General features: G+C 42.1%; 22 protein-coding genes. 11 read left to right on the forward strand and 11 right to left on the reverse strand.

Features of this window, described 5'->3' with window-relative positions; genetic code table 11:
* The first annotated feature begins 8 nt into the window (after window positions 1-8).
* The 5 genes from Q4557_RS17845 to Q4557_RS17865 all read left to right on the forward strand — a co-directional run bounded on the left by Q4557_RS17845 (window position 9) and on the right by Q4557_RS17865 (window position 4,155).
* On the forward strand, window positions 9-524 hold the full coding sequence (locus tag Q4557_RS17845; RefSeq protein WP_102440649.1) for a DUF1097 domain-containing protein: 516 nt from the start codon (window positions 9-11) through the stop codon (window positions 522-524).
* Window positions 525-676: 152 nt separating this feature from the next.
* Window positions 677-1,078: a hypothetical protein gene (locus Q4557_RS17850; protein WP_102440648.1), complete on the forward strand. Its 402-nt coding sequence runs from the start codon at window positions 677-679 to the stop codon at window positions 1,076-1,078.
* A 565-nt stretch (window positions 1,079-1,643) separates the two neighbouring features.
* The gene (locus Q4557_RS17855; protein ID WP_102477004.1) at window positions 1,644-1,988 is read left to right on the forward strand and encodes an FKBP-type peptidyl-prolyl cis-trans isomerase; all 345 of its coding nucleotides are present in this window, start codon (window positions 1,644-1,646) and stop codon (window positions 1,986-1,988) included.
* A 642-nt stretch (window positions 1,989-2,630) separates the two neighbouring features.
* Window positions 2,631-3,137 (forward strand): hypothetical protein, encoded by a 507-nt coding sequence (locus Q4557_RS17860; protein WP_303414409.1) that lies wholly within the window; start codon window positions 2,631-2,633, stop codon window positions 3,135-3,137.
* Window positions 3,138-3,603: 466 nt separating this feature from the next.
* Complete coding sequence (locus tag Q4557_RS17865; protein WP_102440646.1) at window positions 3,604-4,155, forward strand: hypothetical protein; 552 nt, start codon at window positions 3,604-3,606, stop codon at window positions 4,153-4,155.
* A gap of 450 nt (window positions 4,156-4,605) precedes the next feature.
* Here Q4557_RS17865 and Q4557_RS17870 read toward each other — a convergent pair whose 3' ends face one another.
* From Q4557_RS17870 to Q4557_RS17910, 9 genes are all read right to left on the reverse strand, one after another.
* Entirely contained in the window at window positions 4,606-5,112 is a 507-nt protein-coding gene (locus Q4557_RS17870; protein ID WP_133126596.1) for a hypothetical protein, read from the reverse strand.
* Window positions 5,113-5,766: 654 nt separating this feature from the next.
* A complete protein-coding gene (locus Q4557_RS17875; RefSeq protein ID WP_102436292.1) occupies window positions 5,767-6,423 on the reverse strand; it encodes a 3-oxoacid CoA-transferase subunit B in 657 nt (218 codons plus the stop codon).
* An 11-nt stretch (window positions 6,424-6,434) separates the two neighbouring features.
* Window positions 6,435-7,151 (reverse strand): CoA transferase subunit A, encoded by a 717-nt coding sequence (locus Q4557_RS17880; protein ID WP_102436294.1) that lies wholly within the window; start codon window positions 7,149-7,151, stop codon window positions 6,435-6,437.
* Between the two features lie 81 nt (window positions 7,152-7,232).
* On the reverse strand, window positions 7,233-8,135 hold the full coding sequence (locus Q4557_RS17885) for a hydroxymethylglutaryl-CoA lyase (RefSeq protein WP_303414415.1): 903 nt from the start codon (window positions 8,133-8,135) through the stop codon (window positions 7,233-7,235).
* Window positions 8,136-10,181 (reverse strand): acetyl/propionyl/methylcrotonyl-CoA carboxylase subunit alpha, encoded by a 2,046-nt coding sequence (locus Q4557_RS17890; protein WP_303414418.1) that lies wholly within the window; start codon window positions 10,179-10,181, stop codon window positions 8,136-8,138.
* On the reverse strand, window positions 10,181-11,017 hold the full coding sequence (locus tag Q4557_RS17895) for an enoyl-CoA hydratase-related protein (RefSeq protein WP_102436300.1): 837 nt from the start codon (window positions 11,015-11,017) through the stop codon (window positions 10,181-10,183). The genes Q4557_RS17890 and Q4557_RS17895 overlap by 1 nt, the downstream gene beginning before the upstream one ends.
* A 39-nt stretch (window positions 11,018-11,056) precedes the next feature.
* A complete protein-coding gene (locus Q4557_RS17900) occupies window positions 11,057-12,664 on the reverse strand; it encodes a carboxyl transferase domain-containing protein (protein ID WP_102436302.1) in 1,608 nt (535 codons plus the stop codon).
* A gap of 199 nt (window positions 12,665-12,863) precedes the next feature.
* Window positions 12,864-14,033, reverse strand: coding sequence for an isovaleryl-CoA dehydrogenase (locus Q4557_RS17905; RefSeq protein ID WP_102477009.1), 1,170 nt, complete (start codon window positions 14,031-14,033; stop codon window positions 12,864-12,866).
* Between the two features lie 127 nt (window positions 14,034-14,160).
* A complete protein-coding gene (locus Q4557_RS17910) occupies window positions 14,161-14,559 on the reverse strand; it encodes a MerR family DNA-binding transcriptional regulator (RefSeq protein ID WP_102436306.1) in 399 nt (132 codons plus the stop codon).
* 428 nt (window positions 14,560-14,987) lie between these two features.
* Here Q4557_RS17910 and Q4557_RS17915 point away from each other — a divergent pair, with 428 nt between their 5' ends.
* Window positions 14,988-16,907 carry a propionyl-CoA synthetase gene (locus tag Q4557_RS17915; protein WP_102436308.1) on the forward strand — a complete coding sequence of 640 codons (1,920 nt, stop codon included), beginning with the start codon at window positions 14,988-14,990 and terminating at the stop codon, window positions 16,905-16,907.
* Between the two features lie 283 nt (window positions 16,908-17,190).
* The gene (locus tag Q4557_RS17920) at window positions 17,191-17,667 is read left to right on the forward strand and encodes a hypothetical protein (RefSeq protein WP_102477010.1); all 477 of its coding nucleotides are present in this window, start codon (window positions 17,191-17,193) and stop codon (window positions 17,665-17,667) included.
* A 215-nt stretch (window positions 17,668-17,882) separates the two neighbouring features.
* Here Q4557_RS17920 and Q4557_RS17925 read toward each other — a convergent pair whose 3' ends face one another.
* A complete protein-coding gene (locus Q4557_RS17925; RefSeq protein ID WP_303414430.1) occupies window positions 17,883-18,881 on the reverse strand; it encodes a LysR family transcriptional regulator in 999 nt (332 codons plus the stop codon).
* Between the two features lie 527 nt (window positions 18,882-19,408).
* On the opposite strand from Q4557_RS17925, the gene gndA reads away from it, so the two are divergent.
* Window positions 19,409-20,938, forward strand: a complete 1,530-nt coding sequence (gndA, locus tag Q4557_RS17930) for an NADP-dependent phosphogluconate dehydrogenase (protein ID WP_303414432.1) — start codon at window positions 19,409-19,411, stop codon at window positions 20,936-20,938.
* 93 nt (window positions 20,939-21,031) lie between these two features.
* Here gndA and Q4557_RS17935 read toward each other — a convergent pair whose 3' ends face one another.
* Entirely contained in the window at window positions 21,032-21,913 is an 882-nt protein-coding gene (locus tag Q4557_RS17935) for a 1,4-dihydroxy-2-naphthoate polyprenyltransferase (RefSeq protein ID WP_102439476.1), read from the reverse strand.
* A gap of 234 nt (window positions 21,914-22,147) precedes the next feature.
* Between Q4557_RS17935 and tesB the strand changes: the two genes are divergently transcribed.
* From tesB to Q4557_RS17950, 3 genes are all read left to right on the forward strand, one after another.
* On the forward strand, window positions 22,148-23,011 hold the full coding sequence (gene tesB / locus Q4557_RS17940; protein WP_102477013.1) for an acyl-CoA thioesterase II: 864 nt from the start codon (window positions 22,148-22,150) through the stop codon (window positions 23,009-23,011).
* Window positions 23,012-23,014: 3 nt separating this feature from the next.
* Window positions 23,015-23,410: a YbaY family lipoprotein gene (locus Q4557_RS17945; protein WP_076540422.1), complete on the forward strand. Its 396-nt coding sequence runs from the start codon at window positions 23,015-23,017 to the stop codon at window positions 23,408-23,410.
* A 161-nt stretch (window positions 23,411-23,571) separates the two neighbouring features.
* Entirely contained in the window at window positions 23,572-24,804 is a 1,233-nt protein-coding gene (locus tag Q4557_RS17950; RefSeq protein WP_241901100.1) for an MFS transporter, read from the forward strand.
* Window positions 24,805-25,368: the final 564 nt, after the last annotated feature.

Here is a 25,368-nt window from a genome sequence, read left to right on the forward strand (position 1 = left end):
GGAAAACTATGAAACATCGTTGGCAGATAGCCATTTCAGCAGGGCTTTTGGCGGGATTATGGGCTGGTGTGGCCGATGTATTTCAGTTAGTTACTTGGATTGGCTTTTTAAGTTGTAGTACTTTTTTTGCTCAGGCTGAATCAGGCATAAAAGGTATGTTCATGGCCATGAGCACTAATTTATCAGGTGTATTTTGGGGCTGGTTAATTATTGCTGGCAGTAGCTTGTTTGTGTCACCGACATTTGGTTACCTCTTTACAGCTATCGCAACCTCAGCAATGTGTTTACAGGCAAGCTATCAAAAGCTGGCATTCATTCCTGGGGCATTTATTGGCTGTTGTGTCACTTTTGCCATGGGAGGCGATATTGCTGCAATATTACCGCCATTGTTAATTGGCGCTATGCTGGGTTACAGCATGAGTTTATTGACGGGGCAGTTGATTAATTTGACTGAAAAGTTTCAAGGTTTATCGGTAAATAAATCAGTTGATGCCGCTAATAATAATGCAGCGAAAGAGTTATAAGCCTGTTAGTAAACCATTGTAAAAGCAGCATTTTTTGTTTTTGATACTTTTAATACATAGTGTTTTTTGTCATTGAGTTAGCACAAATTGATTTACTCCCTTGTGCTAACTCGCTAGGATGTTGCCCCATTTAGCATCTAGCAAGGTATCACATGAGATCCGTAACACTGGCTTTAACCCTCATCGCTTTATTCAGTCTTTTTAGCAGTTCATCAGTTAACGCCGCACCACAAGTGGGTTTAATGGTGGGTAGTGATTCAGGTATCAATGTCAAAATTGATGATTACAAGATTGGTGTTGGATTTGACGAGTTATCTTTTACTATGGATAGAACCTTTAATTTCCAAGATAACCCAAATTTTTATTGGGGCCTTGGGGGTAAAATTGCTGACTCACATAAAGATGATATTCAGTTAGGTGCTAGAGCGGTGTTTGGTGCTCACGCTAAAGTGGAGCGTTTTACCTTTTTTGCTGAAGCACAACCGACCTTGTATATACTTGATGATGTTAAAGTGAAATTAGAAGCCATTGCTGGGGTGAGATATCACTTCTAGGTTTTCAATCTGCCGATTGAATGGCTAAGTTGAGATTTGTTGCCATCGTTTTGGTTAAAGTTGTAATCAAAGCTTTAGCTAGTGAGTTAGTGAAGTAGGGAATACCAAGGTATTCCCTTTTTTGTGGCTGATTTTTGATGGTTTGATGGTTTGATGGTTTGATGGTTTGTTTGATGGTTTGTTTGGTTGGATGTAACTTGATAGCTGGTGATTGGTGATTGGTGATTGGTGATTGAGAGTTAGTGGCAGGATTACAAGCTGTCGGTTGCTAAAGTCAACGTCGTGGGTTATCCACCCACACCCGACGAAGAGGGGAAACAACAGCAATCCGCTTCTTACTTTTCTAAGAACCATTTTTCTTGATCCCACTTATTTAACAATGGCGGTCATTACCCCAGCGACAATGAAGATAGGCTAAAAACGTTTGGCAGTATCTAAGCATGTTTACAACAGCATTTAGCGATGAAAAACGCTGCAAAATACTGACTATGAGTTATTTTTAGCATCTGAATTGAGTCAATTTGCTGTTATCATAGCGACATTATTTTATAGAAAAGGCATTCGTATGACCTCCCTTGCAGAACTTAATATTACCGACATCACGGTTGGTGAAGGCAAAGCCGCAGAAAAAGGTGCATTAATCACCTGTAAATATACCGGTAAATTAGCCGATGGCAGCGTATTTGATAGCTCAGAAGCATTTCAAGTGGTGATCACCGCTAAACGGGTTATCCAAGGTTGGTATCAAGGTATTATTGGCGACAACCCAATGAAGGTCGGCGGAACACGTAAACTGTCAGTCCCTGCTCACCTTGGTTATGGCGAGCGCAAAATTGGCGATAAAATCCCGCCTAATTCTGATCTATTCTTTGAAATTGAATTATTAGAAGTGCTAACCCGTGATGATTAATATTAGTACTTTATAACTGCTGAGATTAATCATCAGCATTGTAGTGAATGATGAATGGCAACAGTAATGTTGCCATTGTTGTTTATGGCTAACCTATCAGCAGGGCTAACTGCTTTTTTAATTAAGTTTACTTTGATTGGATTACAACCTGACGGTTGCTAAAGTCGTGGGCTATCCACCCACATTGGCTGAATTGGGAAATACATTGGTATTCCTTTTTAGTGGATGAGTTTTGATTGGTTTGGTTTGATTACAACCTGTCGGTTGCTAAAGTCAAAGTCGTGGGTTATCCACCCACACCCGACCAAGAGGGGAAACAACAGCAATCCCCCTCTTACTCTTTCTAAGAACCATCCCATGCCACTCCGACGAAGTTGTCACCTTCGGACTTATTCGAAAATAGCTGACGCTTTCGATAGGCCATATATGGCCAAACGAAAGCTAGCCAGACATCCATGTCTGACTCACGCTATTTTCTTCAACGCCCTCAGCAACTTCCAACGGAGAATATTGAATCAGCAGGTGAAATTGGAGATTTTCTAATTAGTTTACTCTAATGTGAATATTCTATAGTCTTATCAGATTGTTAAGTTTATGAAGCAAAGGATATGGTTCAAACTTATGCTTAAAAGATTAATTATCATGTTAGTGCTGATTACCTCTAGTGATTTACTTGCTGATGAATGTGAAATTTTGCTAAAAAGCAAAATTCAAAATGAGTTAGCTTTTACATATGAAGAGTTCGATCAAACTGAGAATAACGGTTTTCGTCCACTTGAGAAGATGTTTTGCTTTAAAGAAGCTGCTGAACTTTTAGAGTTATATATAATTGCTAATCAATCCAATAAAAGTTCTTTAAGGTGGCATCTAGCGCAAATGAAAGCATTTAATGGTGAATATGAAGCTGCAATTGTTTATGCAAACTCTGTCATCGATCTTGAGGAAAATTTGGATGATTTCCCTTTAATGTGGAATGACTTTGTGAATGCGAATATCGCATTTTTGATGCGAGATAAAGAAGCTCTTATTAAGTACAGAGACAAAATATCGGCGGGGAAAAATTTCAAGCCAAATGAGATTAATCTACTTTATGTCGAAAAATTATTAGTTGGCTTTGATTCAACATATCGGCAAGCGATTTATGATTAATGCAATGGCTTGTCTACATCACGTAAATTAGCTTAACGCATTCAGACACTTTCAATGGGGATTATCTAGTTTAATTTATCAGTGACTCCAATGTTTATTTTTCCTTTTTTAGTGGCTGAATTTTTGATTGAATTGATTACAACCTGTCGGTTGCTAAAGTCAAAGCACACCCGACCAAGAGGGGAAACAACAGCAATCCCCCTCTTGGATCACCCATGCCGCTCCGGCGAAGTTGTCACCTTCGGTCTTATTTGAAAATAGCTGACGCTTTCGATAGGCCATCCATGGCCAAACGAAAGCTAGCCAGACATCCATGTCTGGCTCACGCTATTTTCTTCAACGCCCTCAGCAACTTCCAACGGAGAATATTGAATCAACAGGTTCAATTGTTGGTTGGATAAAGAAAGTTTACTCTGACCCCATTTATTTATAAAGTGGGGTTAAGTACTTCTTCAAAGTGAGCAAAATGGCTACCAATAAAGTTAAATGGAATGGAAGAAAAAGGACAGTTAAATTATCCATATTTTTAGTTATCATTATTGCTTTAAATGTTCTGACTTACTTGTATAGAGATTTAATACTTTACGGTTATATTTTTTATAGCAGCGATTATAAAGAAGATAATAAGGTTGTATTACTTTCAGATGAAAGTGGTGGTAATCAGTCATTTGAACTGAGTGATTACTATGTAATAGCTAGAGGGGAGCCCAGCATAAAGTATTTCGTTTATACTAGTTTATTAGTATATGAGGGTGGCATTATTAGAATTGATAAGCTATCTGTTGACAAAAAAGAGCTAATAGAAAAGTTATATTCTGACCATTATATTGAAGATATTTATGTTACTGGTCACTGCTCTGTATTTAGGTTTATTAAACCTTTTAAAGGTGTTGAACATGAGTATTTTGCGCTTCTCGGCGGTGTTCAAGCTGTATTGTCATTTGATAGTAGCGATGGCGAGGGAAGTAGCTCCTCTGAAATATGTAATATTTTTAAGAATGCGGATAGTTTGTCATAGTTTAAGAATCTTGCTGTTTCTATATCGTCTACTTTTCAAATATTACCTACAGTGACTAAGATTTAAAGTCGTGGTGCTTCGCCCACACCAGACGAAAGGGAAACAACAGCATTTCCCTTTTCGCTGATTCATATATAAAGATTCTTGCGCCTCAGATTCGTATCTAAAGTATAAGGATATACAAATGTCACGATGACATGGATGTCAATGAGCGACCATGGCTCAATCTAAGGCTATGTCGGCGTCGATAGGCAGAATGCCTGAATGTCATGTAGTGCAGGGATGCACGAGAATGACCTGCCTCCATCACGTAAATTAGCTAAACGCCCTCAGACACTTCCAACGGAGATCATTGAATCAGCAGGTTCAATTGGTATTAATTATTAAGTTTACTCTGAGCCTGACGGAATCCCATGAATTCTATCCCTGCTAAATCTTGTGACTTTTTAATCACAAAAGGTTTTTTAAAACTAAAATGAACTCAGTTTCCTTAATTCTCAATAGCCTTATTGATTCCAGTTTTTGCTCTTTCAGTGCCTTACTATTATTTAGTGTATTAATTGTTTCAGTTGCTTGTGTGTCAAACTCATTCACTTTATTTACAATTTCAGAGTTACCTAGTAAACCAGCTATTGCTTTAGCTTTAGAAAGATTCGACTCTTGAGAAAGCATATCAAATCCAGAGGTTTTCAGAGTTTCAACTTGGCTTTTTTCAGGGTACATACCTATCGATAGAAGGTGTGAAGTGTACCCGTATAATTTCCCTGAAAAACTAGAAAAGCAATCTATTAACTCATTTATTTTGGCTCTTCTAAAATTTTGATTATTGCTCTTTTCTTCCTGTTTTACCTTACTCCTTTCCAACAAGTAAGGTATAAATCCTGCAATTAACCCGGCAAATGCAGGGAATCCAATTTTGACAGCATCCTTATAGAGTTCTATTTCTTCTGGGCTCATATAATTACTCTTTTTATTTTTGGGTAAACTTGTAAAGGTTGATTTTAAAATCATTTTTACATTGCCTAATATAGAGCTAAATTGAATACAGCTTAAATCAGTGTATGTAAATGAAGCTTTCTATTTATAGTTAATTATATTTTTTAGATTAGAATTGAAAATATTACTTTCAATTATTTAACAATGGGTTACATGATATAGATAACTCTTCATCATGGAAACCAATCATTTAAGTGCTTATTTAAGTCATGAACATATACTAAAGACAGGAAATTGCTAGATTCAATAATCTCCATTTGAAGTTGCTGTGGTCGTTGAAGAAAATGACGTAAGTCCAGACATGGATGTCTGGCTAGCTTTCGAGGGGAAGGGACGCCCCATCGTAAGCGTTAGTTATTTTCGAATAAGGCCGCAGCTTATTCGTTTCTCAGAATAACTTCGTTGGAGCGGCAAGGGATGTCGAGAAGGGAAATGCTGTTGTTTCCCTTTCGTCTGGGGTGGGCGAAGCGCCACGACCTTGATTTTGCTGTTGTCTTTGTTGTTAAAAACAGTAAATAACCCTATCCACTAAAGACCCTCCAAACAAAAAAAGCGAACTTCAATGAGTCCGCTTTTGATCTTAAAAAAGCCAATAAATTAACTTTTGGCTAGAAGTTAAAACACCATTTCTGGTACATGCTCTGGCACAACCAACTTACCTGCAGTTTTAGATTGGATCTCTTCAACACTGACACCTGGGGCACGTTCTAATAAGTGAAATGCGCCGTCTTTGATTTCCATAAAGGCTAAATCTGTCATGACACGTTTAATGCAGCCATAACCGGTTAATGGCAGTTCGCATAAAGGTAATAACTTAGAGTTACCTTTTTTGTCAGCATGCATCATGGTGACAATAATATTGTCAGCGCCTGCCACTAAATCCATGGCGCCGCCCATGCCTTTAATCAATTTACCTGGGATCATCCAAGAGGCGATTGAGCCGTTTACATCAACTTCAAAAGCGCCGAGCACGGTTAAATCGACATGGCCGCCACGGATCATGGCAAAGCTTTCAGCCGATGAGAAAAATGATGCGCCATCAACTGCGGTGACTGTTTGCTTACCTGCGTTGATGAGGTCGGCGTCAATGGTGTCTTCAGTTGGGAACTCGCCCATACCTAATAGGCCGTTTTCAGATTGCAGCATCACGCTCATGCCTGCAGGAATGTAGTTAGCCACTAAGGTCGGAATACCGATACCTAAGTTAACGTAAAAGCCGTCTTGCATTTCTTGCGCTACACGTTGAGCAAGTTGTTCTCTTGATAAAGCCATGATCTTGCTCCTTATGCTTGGTTGTCAGGTTGAGGTTTAACGGTGCGCTGCTCAATACGTTTCTCAAAACTTGCTTGAATCACCCGATCAACATAAATACCAGGGGTATGAATATGGTTTGGGTCTAGCTCGCCCGGCTGGACAATTTCTTCTGCTTCTACCACGGTAATTTTGCCTGCGGTAGCCATCATAGGATTAAAGTTAGCCGCTGTTTTACGGAAAATAAGGTTACCCATGGTATCGGCTTTCCAAGCACGAACTAAGGCGAAATCGGCGGTTAGTGACTCTTCAAGCACATAATTACGGCCTTTAATTTCACGGGTTTCTTTACCATCAGCGATTGGCGTGCCGTAACCAGTTGCAGTGAAAAAGGCTGGGATACCCGCTCCGCCAGCACGAATTTTTTCAGCCAAGGTGCCTTGTGGGGTTAAGATGACATTTAACTCACCTGATAGCATTTGCTGTTCAAAAGTGGCGTTTTCACCCACGTATGAGGCAATCATGGTGGCAATTTGGCGCTGCTTTAACAATAAGCCCAAACCAAAATCATCAACCCCAGCGTTGTTTGAAATTGCGGTAAGCCCAGTTACGCCTGTGGTCACCATATGATTAATCAGGCCTTCAGGGATACCACACAGGCCAAAGCCACCGACCATAATTGTCATGTCGTTATTGAGGCCGTTTAGGGCTTCTTGGTAACTGTGAACGACTTTGTTGAGTCCTGCCATAATCTTGTCCTTTTCAGTTTGCGGTTAGCAAATTTATATCGTTTTAATGTGCGCTATTAAGCACTGACTTTAAACAATGGCCTATACCGTTAGCGCTTGGGCGACTTTTGAACCTGTGGTGCGGCCCAATACTTGGCTGATTTGATTGCCTGCTTGGGCAAGTTTGTGTAAATCAATGCCAGTTTCTATGCCCATGCCATGGAGCATATAAACTAAATCTTCAGTGGCGAGATTACCCGATGCGCCTTTGGCATAAGGGCAGCCGCCAAGGCCTGCGACCGATGAGTCAATTACGCTTACGCCTGTGGTTAAACAGGCTTGAATGTTGGCTAATGCTTGGCCGTAGGTGTCATGAAAGTGTAGCGCCAGTTTATCGACAGGCACTAAATTAGCGACGGTTTCAACCATCTTACGGGCTTTTAGTGGCGTGCCAACACCAATGGTGTCTCCGAGGGAGATCTCGTAACAGCCCATTTTGTAAAGTATTTCAGACACGCGGGCCACTTCTGTGCTCTTTATCTCGCCTTCATAGGGGCAGCCCAGTACACAGGAAACATAACCGCGTACCTTAATTTTTCGCGCTTTAGCGAGCGCCATGACTGGCTCAAAGCGGGCGATTGACTCGTCAATCGAGCAGTTAATATTGCGTTGGCTGAAGCTTTCTGATGCGGCGCCAAAGATGGCCACTTCATCTGCGCCAGCGTCAAGGGCAAGTTCCAGCCCTTTTAAATTTGGGGTGAGGGCAGAGTAGACCACGCCTTGTTTACGCTTTATTTGCCGTAAAATATCAGCTGAGTCGGCCATTTGTGGCACCCACTTAGGTGAAACAAAGCTGGCCGCTTCAATACGATTAACACCGGCAGCGGCTAACTGCTCAATAAGAGTAATTTTGTTTTCAATAGAGACCGTGGTTTCATTTTGCAGTCCGTCACGGGCACCAACTTCAAAAATACTGACCTGAGTCGGGAGATTGCTCGGTAACATTTATACCTCCGAGTCAGCAGATTCAGGCGCTGTGACATCAAGTGTTGTTGGCTCGACATTTAGCAGTTGGGCACCATCGGTGACGAGCTCGCCGCTTTGAAAGTAAAATTCACTGACCACACCATCAAATGGCGCTTCAATGGTGTATTCCATTTTCATCGCTTCCATCACTAATAAGCCTTGGCCTTCAGTGACGCTATCGCCCACCTCAACTAAGTGAGTGACCACAGTGCCATTCATTGGCGCTTTTAATTTGTCGGCGCTATCAATGGTGTCTTCAGCTATTTGGGCTAATATCGCTTTAAAGTGATAGCTGCCGCTCGGTAAGAACAAGGTAAAGTCATCACCTTGATGGCTGACGGGAATGTTGCTTTTATGGCCATTAATTTCAGCCTGCAGCATGTCATCTTTAATGGTGCCTGCAAGCGATAATGCTTGGCCGTTAAGGTTAAGATGCAGTGCATCGCCTAAATCGGTGATGACGAGATTGTGCAATTGCTGCTCGTCACTGCTGTCGCTGAGTAGGGCAACATGATGCACGCTGGCGCTATTGAGTCTAAAGCCACTAACTTGTCCCCACGGTGAGTAAGGGTCGTGGCTGTTGGTGGCGGTGGATTTTGCCGCTTGCTGGCGAGCTAATACTTGATAAAGCCCCGCTAATGCCAGTGCGTTGTCTGACTCATCAGTAACATTGCCAATTAAACTGTCGGAATAGCGCTCGATAAAGTCGGTACAAAAATTGGCGTCTGAAAAGGCTTTATGCTCAGCAATATTAGCGAGGAACTCGATATTGTGTTTAAGGCCGCTGATTTGATACGAGCTTAATGCGTGGGTTAAGCGCTGCAGTGCGCGGGGGCGAGATTCGTCCCAGACAATCAGTTTTGAAATCATTGGGTCGTAAAAGTTACTAATGACATCATTTTCGCGAATGCCTGAATCAATGCGTACATGACGGTTTTGATCCGGCTCGCGCAAGAAGGTTAACTTGCCTGACGCGGGTAAAAATTCATTGCGGGGATCTTCAGCATAAATACGAGCTTCAAAGGCGTGGCCATGAATACGCACTTCAGCTTGGGTAAGGGGCAACTCACTGCCACTAGCGACCATTAGTTGCCATTTTACTAAGTCTTGCCCGGTGACCATTTCTGTAACTGGGTGCTCAACCTGTAGACGGGTGTTCATTTCCATGAAGTAGAAACTGCCATCAGTATCTAATAGAAACTCAACCGTGCCTGCGCCCACATAATCAATGGCTTTAGCTGCGGCTACTGCCGCTTCACCCATTTGCTTACGCAGTGCATCTGACAGCCCTGGGGCTGGCGCTTCTTCGACCACTTTTTGATGGCGACGCTGGATGGAGCAATCACGATCTGATAAATAGATGGTATTACCGAAAGTATCGGCAAACACTTGTAGCTCCACATGACGTGGCTGGCGTAAGTAGCGTTCCATTAATAATTTGTCATTACCAAACGATGATGCCGCTTCTCGACGAGCTGAGTTAATCGCTGCTAGCACTTCAGCTTGGCTTTCAACAATCTTCATGCCTTTGCCACCACCGCCATAGGCCGCTTTAATCAGCATGGGGTAACCAACATTTTCAGCTTCAGCCAGTAGGGTTTCATCTGATTGGTCATCACCATGATAACCGGGCACTAATGGCACATTGGCTGCGCCCATAATCATTTTGGCGGCGCTTTTACTGCCCATAGCATCAATGGCATCACTGCCTGGGCCGATAAATACAATGCCGTTTTGCTCACAGTTGCGAGCAAAGTCAGCGTTTTCAGACAAGAAACCATAACCGGGGTGAATCGCTTCAGCGGCTGACTTTTTCGCAATTTCAATGATCAAATCAGCTTTTAGGTATGAATCAGCCGGAGCGCTGCCACCAATGTGGAAAGATTCATCGGCCATGGTGACATGGCGGGCATCTTTATCGGCATCAGAATAAAGCGCTACAGTACGAACGCCCATGGCGCGGGCGGTGTTGATGATGCGACAGGCAATTTCACCACGATTGGCAATTAAAATCTTAGTAAACATTATTGGGCTCCTTGTGCATCAGTCTTAGCGCTGCTTTTAGTCGATTGAGCACGCCATGATGGTGAACGTTTTTCAAAGAATGCATTGAGGCCTTCTTGGCCTTCGTCTGATACACGTATGCGGGCAATCTGCTCGCTAGTATGGGCAAGGGTGGCGTCATTTATCACGCCATCTTCAAGGTGGGACACTAAGGTTTTAACCCATGCCATGCCTTGGGGACTGTTAGCGTTAAAGGCCTCGATAAACGGCTGGGCTGCTGCGTCTAAATCATCATTAACTTCATGAATTATTTGATGAGTTAAGGCTACAGTGGCACTGAAGCGCTCGGCGGTGAGCATATAACGTCGTGCTTGGCGGTTGCCCATGGCTCGCACCACATAAGGGCTGATAACCGCAGGGATTAAACCGAGTTTGACTTCACTGAGGCAAAAGCTTGCGCGCTCATTGGCAATGGCAATATCGCAGCAGCAAATTAATCCCAGTGCGCCGCCAAAGGCTGCGCCATTGACTAAGGCGATAGTCGGCTTAGGAAACTTATCTAGCACGTGCATTAATTTAGCCAGTTCATGGGCGTCATTGAGGTTTTGCTCAAAGTCCATTTTGGCTTGCTTGCGCATCCAGTTAAGGTCAGCGCCAGCACTGAAGTTTTTACCGTTGGCGCGCAATATTAATTGCTGGCATTGGTCGTTTTCGGCAAAGGCTTCGATGGCGGTGATCATTTCATTAATCATCACTTCATCAAAGGCATTATGTTTTTCAACGCGGTCTAAAATTAATTCACCAACGCCTTGGTTAAGCTGGCATTGAATGTATTGATATGGGTTGGCTATTGCCATGTTTGCATGCTCCTATTGATATTGAATGAATAACCGCAATTACATGCGGAACACACCAAACTTGGTATCTTCAATAGGCGCATTTAACGCCGCCGATAACGCTAAACCCACTACATCACGCGTTTGAGCAGGGTCGATAATGCCGTCATCCCACAGGCGTGCACTGGCATGGTAGGGATGACCTTCTTTGTCATATTGCTCAACAATCGGTTTTCTAAAGGCTTGCTCGTCTTCATCAGACCAGTCTTGGCCTTTACGGGCTAAACCGTCACGGCGAACTGTGGCTAATACACCTGCAGCTTGTTCGCCGCCCATGACTGAGATACGGGCATTGGGCCACATCCACATCATGGTGGGCTCAAATGCACGGCCACACATGCCGTAGTTACCCGCGCCATAACTGCCACCAATGATGACGGTAAATTTAGGCACATTGGCACAAGATACTGCGGTAACCATTTTAGCGCCGTGCTTAGCAATACCCTCATGTTCGTACTTTTTACCTACCATAAAACCAGTGATGTTTTGCAGGAACAGTAATGGGATTTTGCGTTGGCAACACAATTCAATAAAGTGCGCGCCTTTTTGGGCAGATTCAGAAAATAAAATGCCGTTGTTAGCCACAATGCCGACGGGGTAGCCATGAATACGGGCAAAGCCGCAAACCAGCGTGTTACCGTAATTGGCTTTAAATTCATCAAAATCTGAGTCATCAACAACCCGGGCAATAACCTCTTTAACATCAAAGGGCTTTTTAAGGTCGGTACCGACAATGCCGTACAATTCACTGATATCGAATTTAGGTGGCTTTGATGGACTTAGCTGGGCTGTAATTTGCTTTTGATGGTTTAAGCGTGAAATGGCTTTACGGGCAAGCTCAAGTGCGTGGTCATCATTTTGGGCTAAATGGTCGGCAACACCAGAAATCTTAGTATGTACTTCAGCGCCGCCTAATTCTTCGGCGGTTACTTCTTCGCCGGTAGCGGCTTTAACTAATGGCGGGCCGGCTAAAAAAATAGTGCCTTGCTCTTTTACGATAATCGACTCATCTGCCATGGCGGGAACATAGGCGCCACCTGCTGTACACAAACCCATGACCACAGCCACTTGCGGAATGCCTTTAGCTGACATTTGCGCTTGGTTGTAAAAAATACGCCCGAAATGATCGCGATCGGGAAACACTTCATCTTGTCTTGGTAAGTTTGCCCCGCCTGAATCCACTAGGTAGATACAAGGTAAATGACAGCGACTGGCAATGTCTTGGGCCCGTAAATGCTTTTTCACCGTAATAGGGTAGTAAGTACCGCCTTTAACGGTGGCGTCATTGGCGATAATCATACATTCAACACCGCTTACACGGCCAATACCGGCAATCACACCGGCTGCGGGCACAGCTTCATCATAAACTTCATAGGCGGCGAATTGGGATATTTCTAAAAAGGGTGAGCCGGGATCGAGCAGTTTTTCGACTCGATGACGGGGCAGTAATTTACCTCTGGATAGATGACGTTCAAGGGCGACGGGACCGCCACCTTGTTCAATTTGGGTGAGTTTGATTTTTAGATCATCAACTAATGCCACCATGTCATCATGCTTGGCTTTAAACTCGTCACTACGGGCGTTAATACGGCTGCTCAATTGCGTCACAATTCATATCCTTAATGAGTCAAGTGAGGCGTTAGCATGGCTGAGTCTAAAGGGGGATGGGGTCTCAACCACGCTACGCACTAAACACTTTGCTATTGACGTTAACTTTTGAATAATTTGGTGTTGATTGTATTTTTTAGTGTGCTGCTAACTAGCTAAATTCTAGAAGTTATTTGGATTAGCTATCCAAATTTAACAGCTATTTGGATTCATTAAACAGCTCACGTCCAATCAACATGCGGCGAATTTCTGAGGTTCCCGCACCAATTTCATATAACTTGGCATCACGTAATAAACGCCCTGTGGCATATTCATTGACGTAACCATTGCCACCTAGTAACTGAATCGCATCCAGTGACATTTTTGTGGCAAGCTCGGCGCTATATAAAATTGCGCCAGCAGCATCTTTACGGGTGGTTTCGCCGCGGTCACAAGATTTGGCCACGTTATAGATGTAGGATTTAGCAGCGTTCATGCCGGTGTACATATCGGCAAGCTTGCCTTGGACTAATTGGAATTGACCAATGGATTTACCAAATTGTTCCCGCTCGTGAATATAAGGCATGACAATATCCATACAGGCATTCATGATGCCTAACGGCCCACCTGATAACACCACGCGTTCGTAATCAAGGCCGCTCATCAGTACTTTTACGCCATTGTTAAGGCCGCCTAAGATATTTTCTTCAGGGACTTCACAATTCTCAAATACCAATTCACAGGTATTGGAGCCGCGCATGCCTAGTTTATCGAGTTTTTGTGCGGTGCTGAATCCTTTAAAGGTTTTTTCAACAATAAATGCAGTGATGCCATGTGGGCCTTTGTCTGCATCAGTTTTGGCATAAATCACTAAGGTGTCAGCATCAGGACCATTGGTGATCCACATTTTGTTACCATTAAGAATGTAACGGTCGCCTTGTTTACGGGCGCTTAACTTCATTGACACCACGTCTGAGCCCGCATTAGGTTCACTCATGGCCAGTGCGCCGATATGTTCACCGCTAACTAATTTGGGTAAGTACTTGGCTTTTTGCTCAGCGCTGCCATTACGGTTAATTTGATTAACGCAAAGGTTTGAGTGGGCGCCGTAACTTAAGCCAATAGAAGCAGAGGCGCGGGAGATTTCTTCCATGGCGACGACATGGGCAAGGTAGCCCATATTCGCGCCGCCATACTCTTCAGGCACGGTGACGCCAAGGAGTCCCATCTCTCCTAGAACTGGCCACATGTGGTTAGGAAAAGCATTATCTTGATCAACTTGCGCCGCGATGGGCGCAATCTCGTTGCTGGCAAAATCATGTACGGCATCGCGAAGCATGTCCACGTCTTCGCCCAGGCCGAAATTAAGGCTTGTATAGAGTGATGTCATTGTCTTGTGTCCTGTTGAATATTAGCTATTTGCGCCGTGAAACTATCTTGTTCCTTAGGCTTATAATTTTTATATTGTTGCTGTTATTATTCAGTTAAACGGATCTTTTGCTGTCGATGATGAGTCGCTATTTAACACTTTCCTCTAGGGCTGACTTACATTGCTGCTCAGCAGAGTTCAGTTCCATAAGTACCACCTTGATATCGTCCATTTGCTGCTGTAAAGAAGCTTTTTTCTCTTCTACTAAATCGAGCATTGTTTGTAGTTGAGAAGTACTGCTTTTATCTGCATCGTAAAGCTCAAACAAACGACGGGTTTCCGCTAACGAAAAACCTAAACGTTTACCTCGTAATATCAGTTTTAAGCGCACACGATCTTTTAAACTATAGATACGTGTTTGACCGCGGCGCTTAGGTTTTATTAAGCCTTGGTCTTCATAAAACCGAATACTACGTGTGGTGATATCAAATTCCTTTGATAAATCACTAATTGAATAAGTGGATTGTGGGTTTAAATTTGCGCTCATCGTTTCACCAAAAGTACGTCTTTTGATGCAAGATATATGAAGTTTACGTAAAGGTAAAGTTTGTCGCCAGTTGCCAAGGCTGTTTTTGTTAAAAAACAATGTAAATACAGCTTGCCAAGGCCTAGGTATTACCGCGCGCAAGAATGGCGCAGTGACAGAATAGTGAATTCAATATTGTAGCAAAGACACCATTAATTAGGTTAATAATTAATGGTGATTTTTAGTGCTAACTTATAATTATCATTAAGTTAGCATCATAACACTGAAGTTTTTATTTATGTGTTATTGCTGAGATTTCTATATCCCTTGGTCTAATGGGGAAACTTTTTTAACCACGCCATAATGAAGTTAATTCAATATTACTCACGGTAAGTTATTTAAAGGTATGACTTAGCGTGAAAGGTCAATCGTTCAGTGGGGAGTAGCTTATGGCTGGTTTAGGGATTGAAATGCATCAAGATTCTTTACAGGATAAACAAGGGTTTTGGGGAAAGGCTGCCAAGGCCATTACCTGGGATAAGCTGTTTGATAGTGTGTTAGATGAGGCTAATGCGCCATTTTATCAATGGTTTGCTGGTGGCGAAATGAATACCTGCTATAACGCTGTTGACCGTCATGTGTTAGCTGGCCACGGTGATCGCATTGCCATTGAATACATAAGTCCTGTAACCCAAAATCAGTACAGTATTAGTTATCAAGAATTACTATCCCAAGTGAGCCGGTTAGCCGGTTACATGCAATCCATTGGCATTGAAAAGGGCGATAGAGTGGTCATTTATATGCCGATGGTGCCAGAAACCGCCTATGCCATGCTGGCCTGTGCCCGCATAGGCGCCATTCACTCTGTGGTGTTTGGCGGCTTTGCAGCCAATGAATTAGCCACCCGGATTAATGATGCTAAACCGAAACTTATTTTATCGGCATCTTGTGGTATTGAGCCGTCAGGCGTGGTGAAGTACAAACCGCTATTAGATGATGCCTTAGCTCAAGCGTCTCACCAAGTTGACCATTGCGTTATTCTCAATCGACCTCAATATACTGCAGACTTACAAAGCCCAAGGGACGTTGACTGGCAAAGTGCTGTGAGCCATGCATCGTCAGTGGATTGCGTCGCCGTTGAAGCGACCCATCCGCTGTATGTGCTTTATACCTCAGGTACAACAGGCCAACCCAAAGGCGTGGTGAGAGATAATGGTGGCCATGGGGTGGCGCTAATCTGGTCTATGAAGCACATATATAATATCGGCGCTGGCGATGTGTTTTGGGCTGCATCAGATGTGGGCTGGGTTGTGGGTCATTCTTATATTGTTTACGGGCCATTATTAGTTGGCGCAACAACATTGATGTATGAAGGTAAGCCCATTGGTACCCCCGATGCGGGGGCTTTTTGGCGGATCATCGAACAATATAATGTAAAAAGCTTTTTTACCGCGCCGACGGCCATTCGAGCCATTAAACGCGAAGATCCTGACGGAGCATTAGTTAAAGGTGTTGATTTATCGTGTTTAGGGCAAGTATTTCTTGCGGGTGAACGCTGCGATCCCGACACGCTCAATTGGGCCCAAGATAAATTGGCCAAACCTGTTATCGATCACTGGTGGCAAACTGAAACCGGTTGGCCAGTTGCGGCGAATTTGATGGGGATAGATCCTATCGAGATTAAAGCGGGATCGCCCGCAAGACCAGTACCCGGTTATCAGGTCGAAGTACTCGATGCCATGGGCGAGCAAGTTAGCGCCAATGAAAGTGGTAATGTGGTGATTAAACTGCCGTTGCCACCGGGTAACTTAACCACCTTATGGAACAACGATAAACGCTATGTGGAGAGCTATTTATCTATGTATCAAGGTTATTATTTAACGGGCGATGCGGGCTATATTGATGAAGATGGCTACCTGTATATTATGAGCCGCATAGATGACATTATTAACGTTGCTGGGCACCGATTATCTACTGGGCGCTTTGAAGAGGTATTGTGCCAACATTCAGCGGTTGCAGAAGCGGCGGTTATTGGGGTGCAAGATAAACTCAAAGGTCAGGTACCGTTAGGGCTAGTGGTACTTAAAAATGGCGTCGAGTTATCTGATGAAGTTTTATATCAAGAGTTACTAGCATTGGTGAGACATGAAATTGGCCCAGTGGCGTCTTTTCGATTAGTCAGCGCGGTGCAAAAACTGCCTAAAACCCGCTCGGGTAAAATCTTGCGCGCCACCATGCGTAAGATTGCTGACAATAACGAATATACTATGCCTGCCACTATTGAAGATCCGATGACGCTAGATATTATTCGCACGGCATTAACTAAGATGGGCTATGCTGATGCGTTGGCCAAGGAACTCACGGTTTAGTTTGTGTGTCATGTTAACAAACGAGCCTGATGGCTCGTTTTTTTATGGATAACGCCTTTTTATCGAATATAAAGATATTAAGGACTAAATTTGGTCTAAACTGAGAGTTAAGTGCTGATTTATAGTGTTATTTAATCAAACTGAGATGTTTTTTATTTTATAATCGGCAAGGGTATTCTATCTATCGTTAAACTAGATGTATTCTCGAATTCAGTTACTCGTGGCTGAAATTGAGAAAGATGACTGTTAACCAGTAAATATGACAAAGGTTTGATCAAGTTTTATGAACAACATTAAAGAACTGCCAGAAAAGATTAATACTAAAACCAGCAGACTATTTTGGTTAACCATTTTTACTGGTGGTATTTACCCGATAATTTGGTTATTTGCTAAGTATCCCAAAATGGATGCAATTACATCAATTCGCACCGCTGATGACGACTTTATTATCGCTATCGCGGTTTGCTTTGGCTTTGGTGGTGTGCTGTCACACAGTGCAATGGGGTTATTGAGTGGAGTAGGTAGTTTGTTACTTTTTGGCGCTTTCTTTTTGTACGTGTTTTGGTCATTTAGGGCCCGTTCTGCATTACAAGACTATGCCCATGTGAATTTTGGAATTGATTTCAAAATGAACAAGTTTTTCACCGTGGTATTTAATATTTTCTATATCAATTATTGCATTAATCGATTACCTGAAGAGCAGCAAAAAGGCCACCCAGCCTATGGCAAAGGCAGTATTAACATTACAGAGATTAAGTGAAGTAACAAGCTGATAAGGCCTTAAGGATAGATACAAAAAAGCAGACTATTTTTAATCAAATAGTCTGCTTTTTATGAATAAGTTTACTGAAAAACCTTGTGGTTATTATTTTTGATGCAATGGCATCAAATTATTTATTGAACTCAGTAATAGCCTTTGCATTGTTTGCTCACCTAAATGTTGTGAGCATTGCTCGGCGTTTATGTCGCTGGTGTTTATTTTTCAAATAGACAGGCTTCATCGCTGCCATTGGCGCCCTGAGTAACCAGTTGTGCAATTTTATGTTTAACGCAATCAGTTAACTTGCGCTCTGATTTTCGGGTTTGCATATACAGGTTCATATTAGGCTTATTACGCATCAGTTCGGCGCGCTCTGTTTTCGGTATCATTTGCGCCCTAATTGCTTCATTTTGAGTTAAGTGATCAACCGCGCCTTGTGATACCACTAACGTGATGGCATCAGTGCCAATGAGGAAGTCACTAATTTCATTAAGATTATTAGTTTTGGCTGCAACGTCGAGCTCGCGTTTACGGCTATCGGCAAACTGTTTCAGTGGTGTGGCTTCAATGTCACTATTAAAGTGTAACACTTCGGTCAAAATAACCGGGTAGTTCAGCACTCTATCAAGAATAGGTTTGTATATCTCATTCCAAATTGGGTGCTCATCTCTTGCGACAATGAAGGTATCTCGCACTTCACATATTTTCTGATTATGAATCCCTACATGGCTAGATGCTTGGCAACTTATCACCACATCACATTGGCTATTTAGCAGCATTTCTTCATCATTGGGACCATTGTCTTGCAGTACCGCTGATTTCACACAGGCGCTCATGCAACTACATTGATAGAGATTTCTTAGTAGGCCATTGGTGAAGCCCGATGGAGCATGGATAACAACTTTGTTATCAAGTTTGTCATTATTTTTATCAATTTCTTGGGCTAAGTCGAGGTGGTTTATCTCGATTTTTTTAATGATGGGGTAGAGCCGTTGTGCTTTATCGCTAATTTCAAGACCGGCTACTTTTTTGACAAATAAGGGGTCATCAAATGCATCTCGCAAGCGTGATAAACAGCGGCTTATCTTTGATTGAGGAACATTAAAAGCTTCAGCAGTGAGCTTGCCACTTTTAAATTCATATAGCCTTAAAAATACTAATAATGTCATGTAATCAAGATGCTGAAGCTTGTCTTGAGTGGTCGCGTTAATCATTGATTAGTTTCCGTAGCAGATGTGAATTTTTTGAATATACCAATTTCGGGGTATAGGTTGCAGGTTAATTGTAGTATTTATTAACCTAATCACATTTTTTAATGGAATTTATTCAAGAAGTGTTAATTGGCAGAGGGGTAAAATCTAATTTTAAATCATTAGCTTAATTGGTTAAAACTGGTGGATTTAGAGAAAGTACACTTTACCTATACAATTTAGGATTGCTGGTTAAGTGAACAGGTTTAATGATTGATATGTGTTTTTAATGCCAGTAAAAGGAAATGCAAAATAACTTTTACTCGGATAAACAAAGCATAACTTCCTTATCTAAAGTTAAAAATCTAGATTAAGGTGTTGTCTTATATGAATAATTTTTTTCAGAGTCTTGTTGGTGATCTAATATGCCGCTTTTGGCAAAAGTGTATGCACGTATTATGACTGTAATTTAGTTACACAAATCAGTATAATCACCGTCCAAATGGATTCGCTATACGCGATTAATCTCTGCGACCTTTGGAAAATAATAAATGAATACCCTACCATTCAGTTCAGACATCGGCGTTATTGGCCTTGGTGTTATGGGCAAGAATCTCGCGTTAAACATCGTTGATAATGGCTACCAGGTTGCTGCTTTTGATTTAGATACTGTCAAAGTTAATGCTGCCATTAATCAAGAACAAGCGGAAAGAAAAGCCAATTCAGCCCCCCGAATTCTGGCTTGTAATAATCTTACCGAAATGCTGTCATCTCTAACTAAGCCACGTGTTATTGTGCTGTCAGTTCCTGCTGGTGGACCTGTTGATGGAGTGTGTAAATCATTAATTGAAGCGGGCATTGAGTCAGATGACATTGTCGTTGATACCGGTAATAGTTTATGGACTGATACTGTAGAACGTGAAGCACGTTATAAAGGTCAGTTTGTTTTCTTTAGCTCTGCAGTCTCTGGCGGTGAAGTTGGCGCTCGATTTGGCCCTTCTTTAATGCCTAGTGGCGATAAAGCTGCATGGCAGTATGTAGCACCTGTCTGGAATGCCATAGCAGCTAAAGTCGATCCTGCTACAGGTTTACCCATTGAACGTTTTGAGCCTGGTAACCCAGTTGTTGAAGGCGAGCCTTGTACAACATACATAGGTCCTGCCGGTTCTGGTCACTATGTGAAAATGGTACATAACGGCATTGAATATGCGGACATGCAGTTAATTTGCGAAGCATTTCAATTGCTTCATGACGGATTAGGCTTAAGTGCCCATGAAATTGGTGATATTTTCAATGGCTGGAATAATGGCAGCTTGAATAGCTATCTGATGGGGATAAGTGCAGAAGTATTGCAGCAAGACGATCCACTAACAGGCAAGCCATTAGTTGAGATGATCCATGATAAAGCGGGTCAAAAAGGCACAGGCCTTTGGACTGCGGTAAGCAGTTTACAAATTGGTTGCCCTGCGCCTACGATTGCCGAAGCTGTTTATGCCCGCGCGGTAAGTACTCAAAAAGATTTACGAGTACAGCTTAACAGCAAACTTGCTGGCCCTGCGGTTGTAACCCTTTCTGATGCAGAAAAAGCAGCATTTATTGCTAACTTAGAAGATGCACTATATTGCGCCAAAGTGTGCTGCTATGCACAAGGGTTCCAGCTAATGGCAATGGCCGCGAAAGAGCAAAACTGGACTTTAGATTTTGCTGAAATAGCCAAAATTTGGCGTGCAGGCTGTATTATTCGTGCCACTTTCTTGCAAGAAATTACCAAGGCTTACCAAGATAATGCTGAGCTGCCGAACTTATTAATGGCTGATACCTTCAGTGCTAGCTTATCGGCTAAACATATGAATTGGCGTAAAACGGTTGCCGCATCAGTGATGCAAGGCACGCCAGCGCCATGTATTAGCTCGGCAATTGCTTATTATGATAGTTACCGATGTGAAACTTTGCCTGCTAACTTACTTCAAGGTCAGCGCGATTTCTTTGGTGCTCATACGTTTGAACGCACTGACAAGCCAGCGGGTGAAAAGTATCATTTAGATTGGAGTGCTAAAGCGCGCACCTTATCTAAAGTTTAAATTGCAAAAGCAGTTTAAGACTTATTGTAAATCAATAGATTAAAAAAGGGCTTCTACTAAATAGTAGAAGCCCTTTTTATTGGTGATATTTTATTATTGCGGCAAACTAAACACTAAACCTATGCTAAATAACAAGCTAAAAATCATTGTGAGTTTTGCGGTTCTGCCTAGAATTGGATTGAGTGCTTCACCACTGGTGTTACTGAACTCGCCACTTAACTGACGGGCATAAACGATGGAAAGCCCGGCGAGTAAAACCGGTAAACCAGCAAGGTAGCCCATCAGAAAACCGCCAATGATGAGCCCAAAGGGTAAATACACTAAGGCTTGATAAAGCACTCTTGCCTGAGCTTGGCCGATACGAACCGCTAAGGTGTTTTTGCCAGCTTTGGTATCAGTTTGGATATCACGGGTATTATTGACGAGCATAATCGCGGCATTGAACATACCAATGGCGCTGCCAAGTAACCAAGCGCTGATACTGGTTTCCCCAGCCTGTAAGTAATAACTACCTACTACGGCCACTAGTCCAAAAAAAACAAATGCGGCGATTTCACCTAAACCGTGAGAAGCTAATGGATACGGGCCGCCACTGTAACAGACGGCACCTAATAATGAGGCTACAGCTAAAATAGCGATAGGCCAACCACCGTGTAAAATCAGTGCTGAGCCGACGATAAGTGCGAGAATAAGACACAAAATCATCGCATTTCGAACACTGTTGGGAGATATCATGCCACTTTGGGTAACTCGAACTGGACCAACACGCTCATCGGTATCAATACCGTTTTTGTAGTCAAAATAATCGTTGGCTAGGTTTACGGCTATTTGCAATAAAATAGCACACAGCATCGAGATACAAGCAATTGTAAAACTAAAAAGTTCTAAATGTAGTGCTAAAATATTACCAATTAATAATGGACCAATCGCAGCCGGTAAAGTACGTGGTCTAATAGCTAAAATCCAAGATTGCATATAATTAAGGCTTCAGGGTGTTGATTTAAATTAGAATGGACTAATAGCATAGCAATTTTTTGAGATTTTGTACGGGGTTATGATCTCGCAAATGATGAAAAAGTTATGCTATTTTTTCTTCTAGGTAGATTTAATTTTATATGCGACTCAATTTACGATTAAATTTTCCAGTAACCAAGGTTATTAAGTTAACCTATGATATTAGTGATAAGTAAATAAACTGCTAGGAATATTATGAGCCAAGTATTAAATGACCTTTTGTCTTTGTTGTCTCTAGAGCGAATTGAATTAGGGCTGTTTCGCGGTCAAAGCCAAGACTTGGGTTTTGGTCATGTTTTTGGTGGCCAGGTGATGGGGCAAGCGCTGAGCGCTGCTAAGCAAACCGTCAGTGAAGATCGCCATGTGCACTCTTTACATTCTTACTTTTTACGAGCCGGTGATGAAAAGTTACCGATTGTCTATGATGTTGAAAATATGCGTGATGGCGGCAGCTTCAGTGCAAGACGCGTAAAAGCGATTCAGAAGGGTAGGCCAATTTTTTATATGACCTGTTCTTTTCAAGCTCCAGAGGAAGGCTTTGAACATCAAGCTGAAATGCCTAATGTCCCCGGGCCTGAAGGCATACTTAATCAGCAAGAACTTGCTGTGAGTATGCGAGATAAGATCCCAGCAAGAATACTTGAAAAGTTTATGACTGACTCACCGATTGAGATGCGTTTAGTTAACCCTTCGCACCCCATCGCGCCTGATTCCACTGAGCCCAAACGATATATCTGGATGCGTGCCAGTGGTAAAATCCCAACGGATCATAATGTACAAGAATATTTATTGGCTTATGCCTCTGATTTTAATTTTTTAGTCACCGCAGCTCAGCCTCATGGGGTTTCATTTTTAACGCCTGGCGTTAGGATGGCGACTATTGATCATGCGATGTGGTTCCATAGACCGTTTAACTTTTCTGATTGGTTGCTTTACAGTGTTGAAAGCAGCAATGCTAGCGGTGGTCGCGGTTTTGTAAAGGGGCAGTTTTTTGATCAACAAGGCCGTTTAGTTGCATCAGCAACCCAAGAAGGCCTACTTAGAATGACAAAAGGATAATTTATGAAATTTTCATTTAAAATGGCGATATTTTCGTTATTAACATTAATGCTAAGTGCTTGTGTCACCGTTCAACCTGAGCCGCCAGTGGTTATTAATGGCTATGCGGGCTACTTAGAAAAAATAGCCTTGCCTCAAGGCTGTAAAATCAATATTGCCATTATTGACTTTAATACCCCAGGTTCAATCATTTCACAAAAGACCTTCGATATTGCCAGAGCTCCAGTGCCGTTTAAGTTTACTTTACCTGCTGAAGGTATTGATGATGCGGTGGATTATGGGGTGGTGGCAATGATTACCTACAATGAGCAGGTAATTTTTCAAACCTATGAAAAGTTTCAAGTCATCCACAACGACAAGTTCACCACTGAAGTTGTGATGAAAAAAGTCCCTCATTAGTTTTCGTTAGGTTTAACTCACTCAACCTATAAATATAATGCCCTAAGAATCATTTTAGGGCATAAGTCACATCTTAATATTTCCGCCATTGCTTATGTTGGTTTTCGGGTAATAATCAAATTCTTCATCAATTTTTATTTAAGGCTTAAGTTGTGCCTGAATTGTCTGCATCTACAAGGACTAAAACCTGTCGGCCAAAATCTGAAATACGCTTAATTTGGGCTTTGTGCTTAGCATCTGTCGTGGTTTATATAAACCTATATGCCATGCAGGGGATGTTGCCATCCATTGCTGAACACTTTGAGGTTTCAGGTGCTAGAGCTACATTGATTCTATCTTTTACCAGTTTTTCACTGGCATTTTCATTACTGTTGTATGCGGTTATTTCCGATAGAGTCGGGCGGTTAATGCCGATCATGGTGAGTATGTGGTTACTCGCAGCCTCTAATATCTTACTGATTTTTGTACAAGACTTTGACTCTTTGTTGATGGTGAGGTTACTGCAAGGGGTTTTGTTAGCTGCCGTACCAGCCATTGCGATGGCTTATTTTAAAGAGCAACTGCCAGCGAGCTTTATGCTAAAAGCTGCAGGTATTTACATTATGTCCAATAGTCTTGGTGGTATTGGCGGACGCCTGATGGGTGGGTTATTGTCACAATACTTTGATTGGCAGTCAGCAATGATGGTGAATTTTTTGGTGACCTTAACGGGTATCGCCTTGGTGACTTATCTATTACCTCGATGTGAGCAAAAAAATGCCCCACAATTAGATAAGCAAAGTACCTTTTTGAAGATAAAACAAGATATTGGCGGCTTTGTTTATCACTTAACGGATCATCAAATGCGCTTAGTGTATGTCATTGGTGGCATAGCGTTTATGATGATGGTAAACCAGTTTAGTTTTATTCAATTACACCTCATGGCTGAGCCGTATGGGTTTAGTCGTTTCGGTGCGACATTAATTTTCTTATGCTATCTCAGTGGCACTTTTACTTCGTACTTATCTGCAAAGTGGGTGGTTAAATTTGGGGTGGAATTTTTATATCGCGGCGCATTAGTTGTGATGTTCTTGGGTACTTTACTGACCTTAGTTGATAATTTATTTGCTATCGTTATAGGCTTTTTATTAACAGCAAGTGGATTCTTTTTAACCCATAGCTGTTGTAACTCATTTGTGGCCATCAGGGCGTCCTCTCACAGGGCTAAAGCAACATCACTATACCTTTGTAGTTATTATCTCGGCGCAGCTCTTGGAGGGCCTTACTTGATGATGTTTTGGGTTCAAGCTGAATGGCAAGGTGTTGTTGTGGGTTCAGTTGGCTTATTGGTATTACTGTCGCTGGCTATATTCAGGTTGTCGCATTATCAAAGCCTAAGTAAAGCTGCTGTATAATGTCAGTCCTCTTGGGAAAATAATTTCGTCATTGTTTATAGAAGAAGCCTTAATGGCTTCTTTTTTTGTCTCAAATTTACAGTTAAATAAGACTTTATAAGCACAGAGTTGAATAGCGATTTAGTTAATGAATTTAATAAAGTCACTAATTGATGAATTGAATAGCAGGTTGTGAGTAGGCAGTGCTTAGTATTGGTTTGAATCGATCTAGTTTGAAAGCTCTCTAAGGCGGATTTGAAGTTATCAATTGGAGGATTTTATAGTGTTTTCGCTTGGTTGCTGTAATTGGTGTGATCGAGTATATCCGTAATAGGATATATGATGGATAAGAGCTGTTTGAATTAGGTTACAGATATCGATGAGATATTAGCGATGAGTTCTTTTGGGAAATTTACTCATATTCGTCATTGGAGCTTTTTTAACACGCTACCAACTCGCCTAATTTTAGGCACAAAAAAACCACATTTAAGTGGTTTATGTTCTTTTAGAAAAAAGAAGGTGGTATCCCCTAGGGGATTCGAACCCCTGTTACCGCCGTGAAAGGGCGGTGTCCTAGGCCTCTAG

The organism is Shewanella sp. 5_MG-2023, from assembly GCF_030547465.1.
Lineage (GTDB): Bacteria > Pseudomonadota > Gammaproteobacteria > Enterobacterales > Shewanellaceae > Shewanella.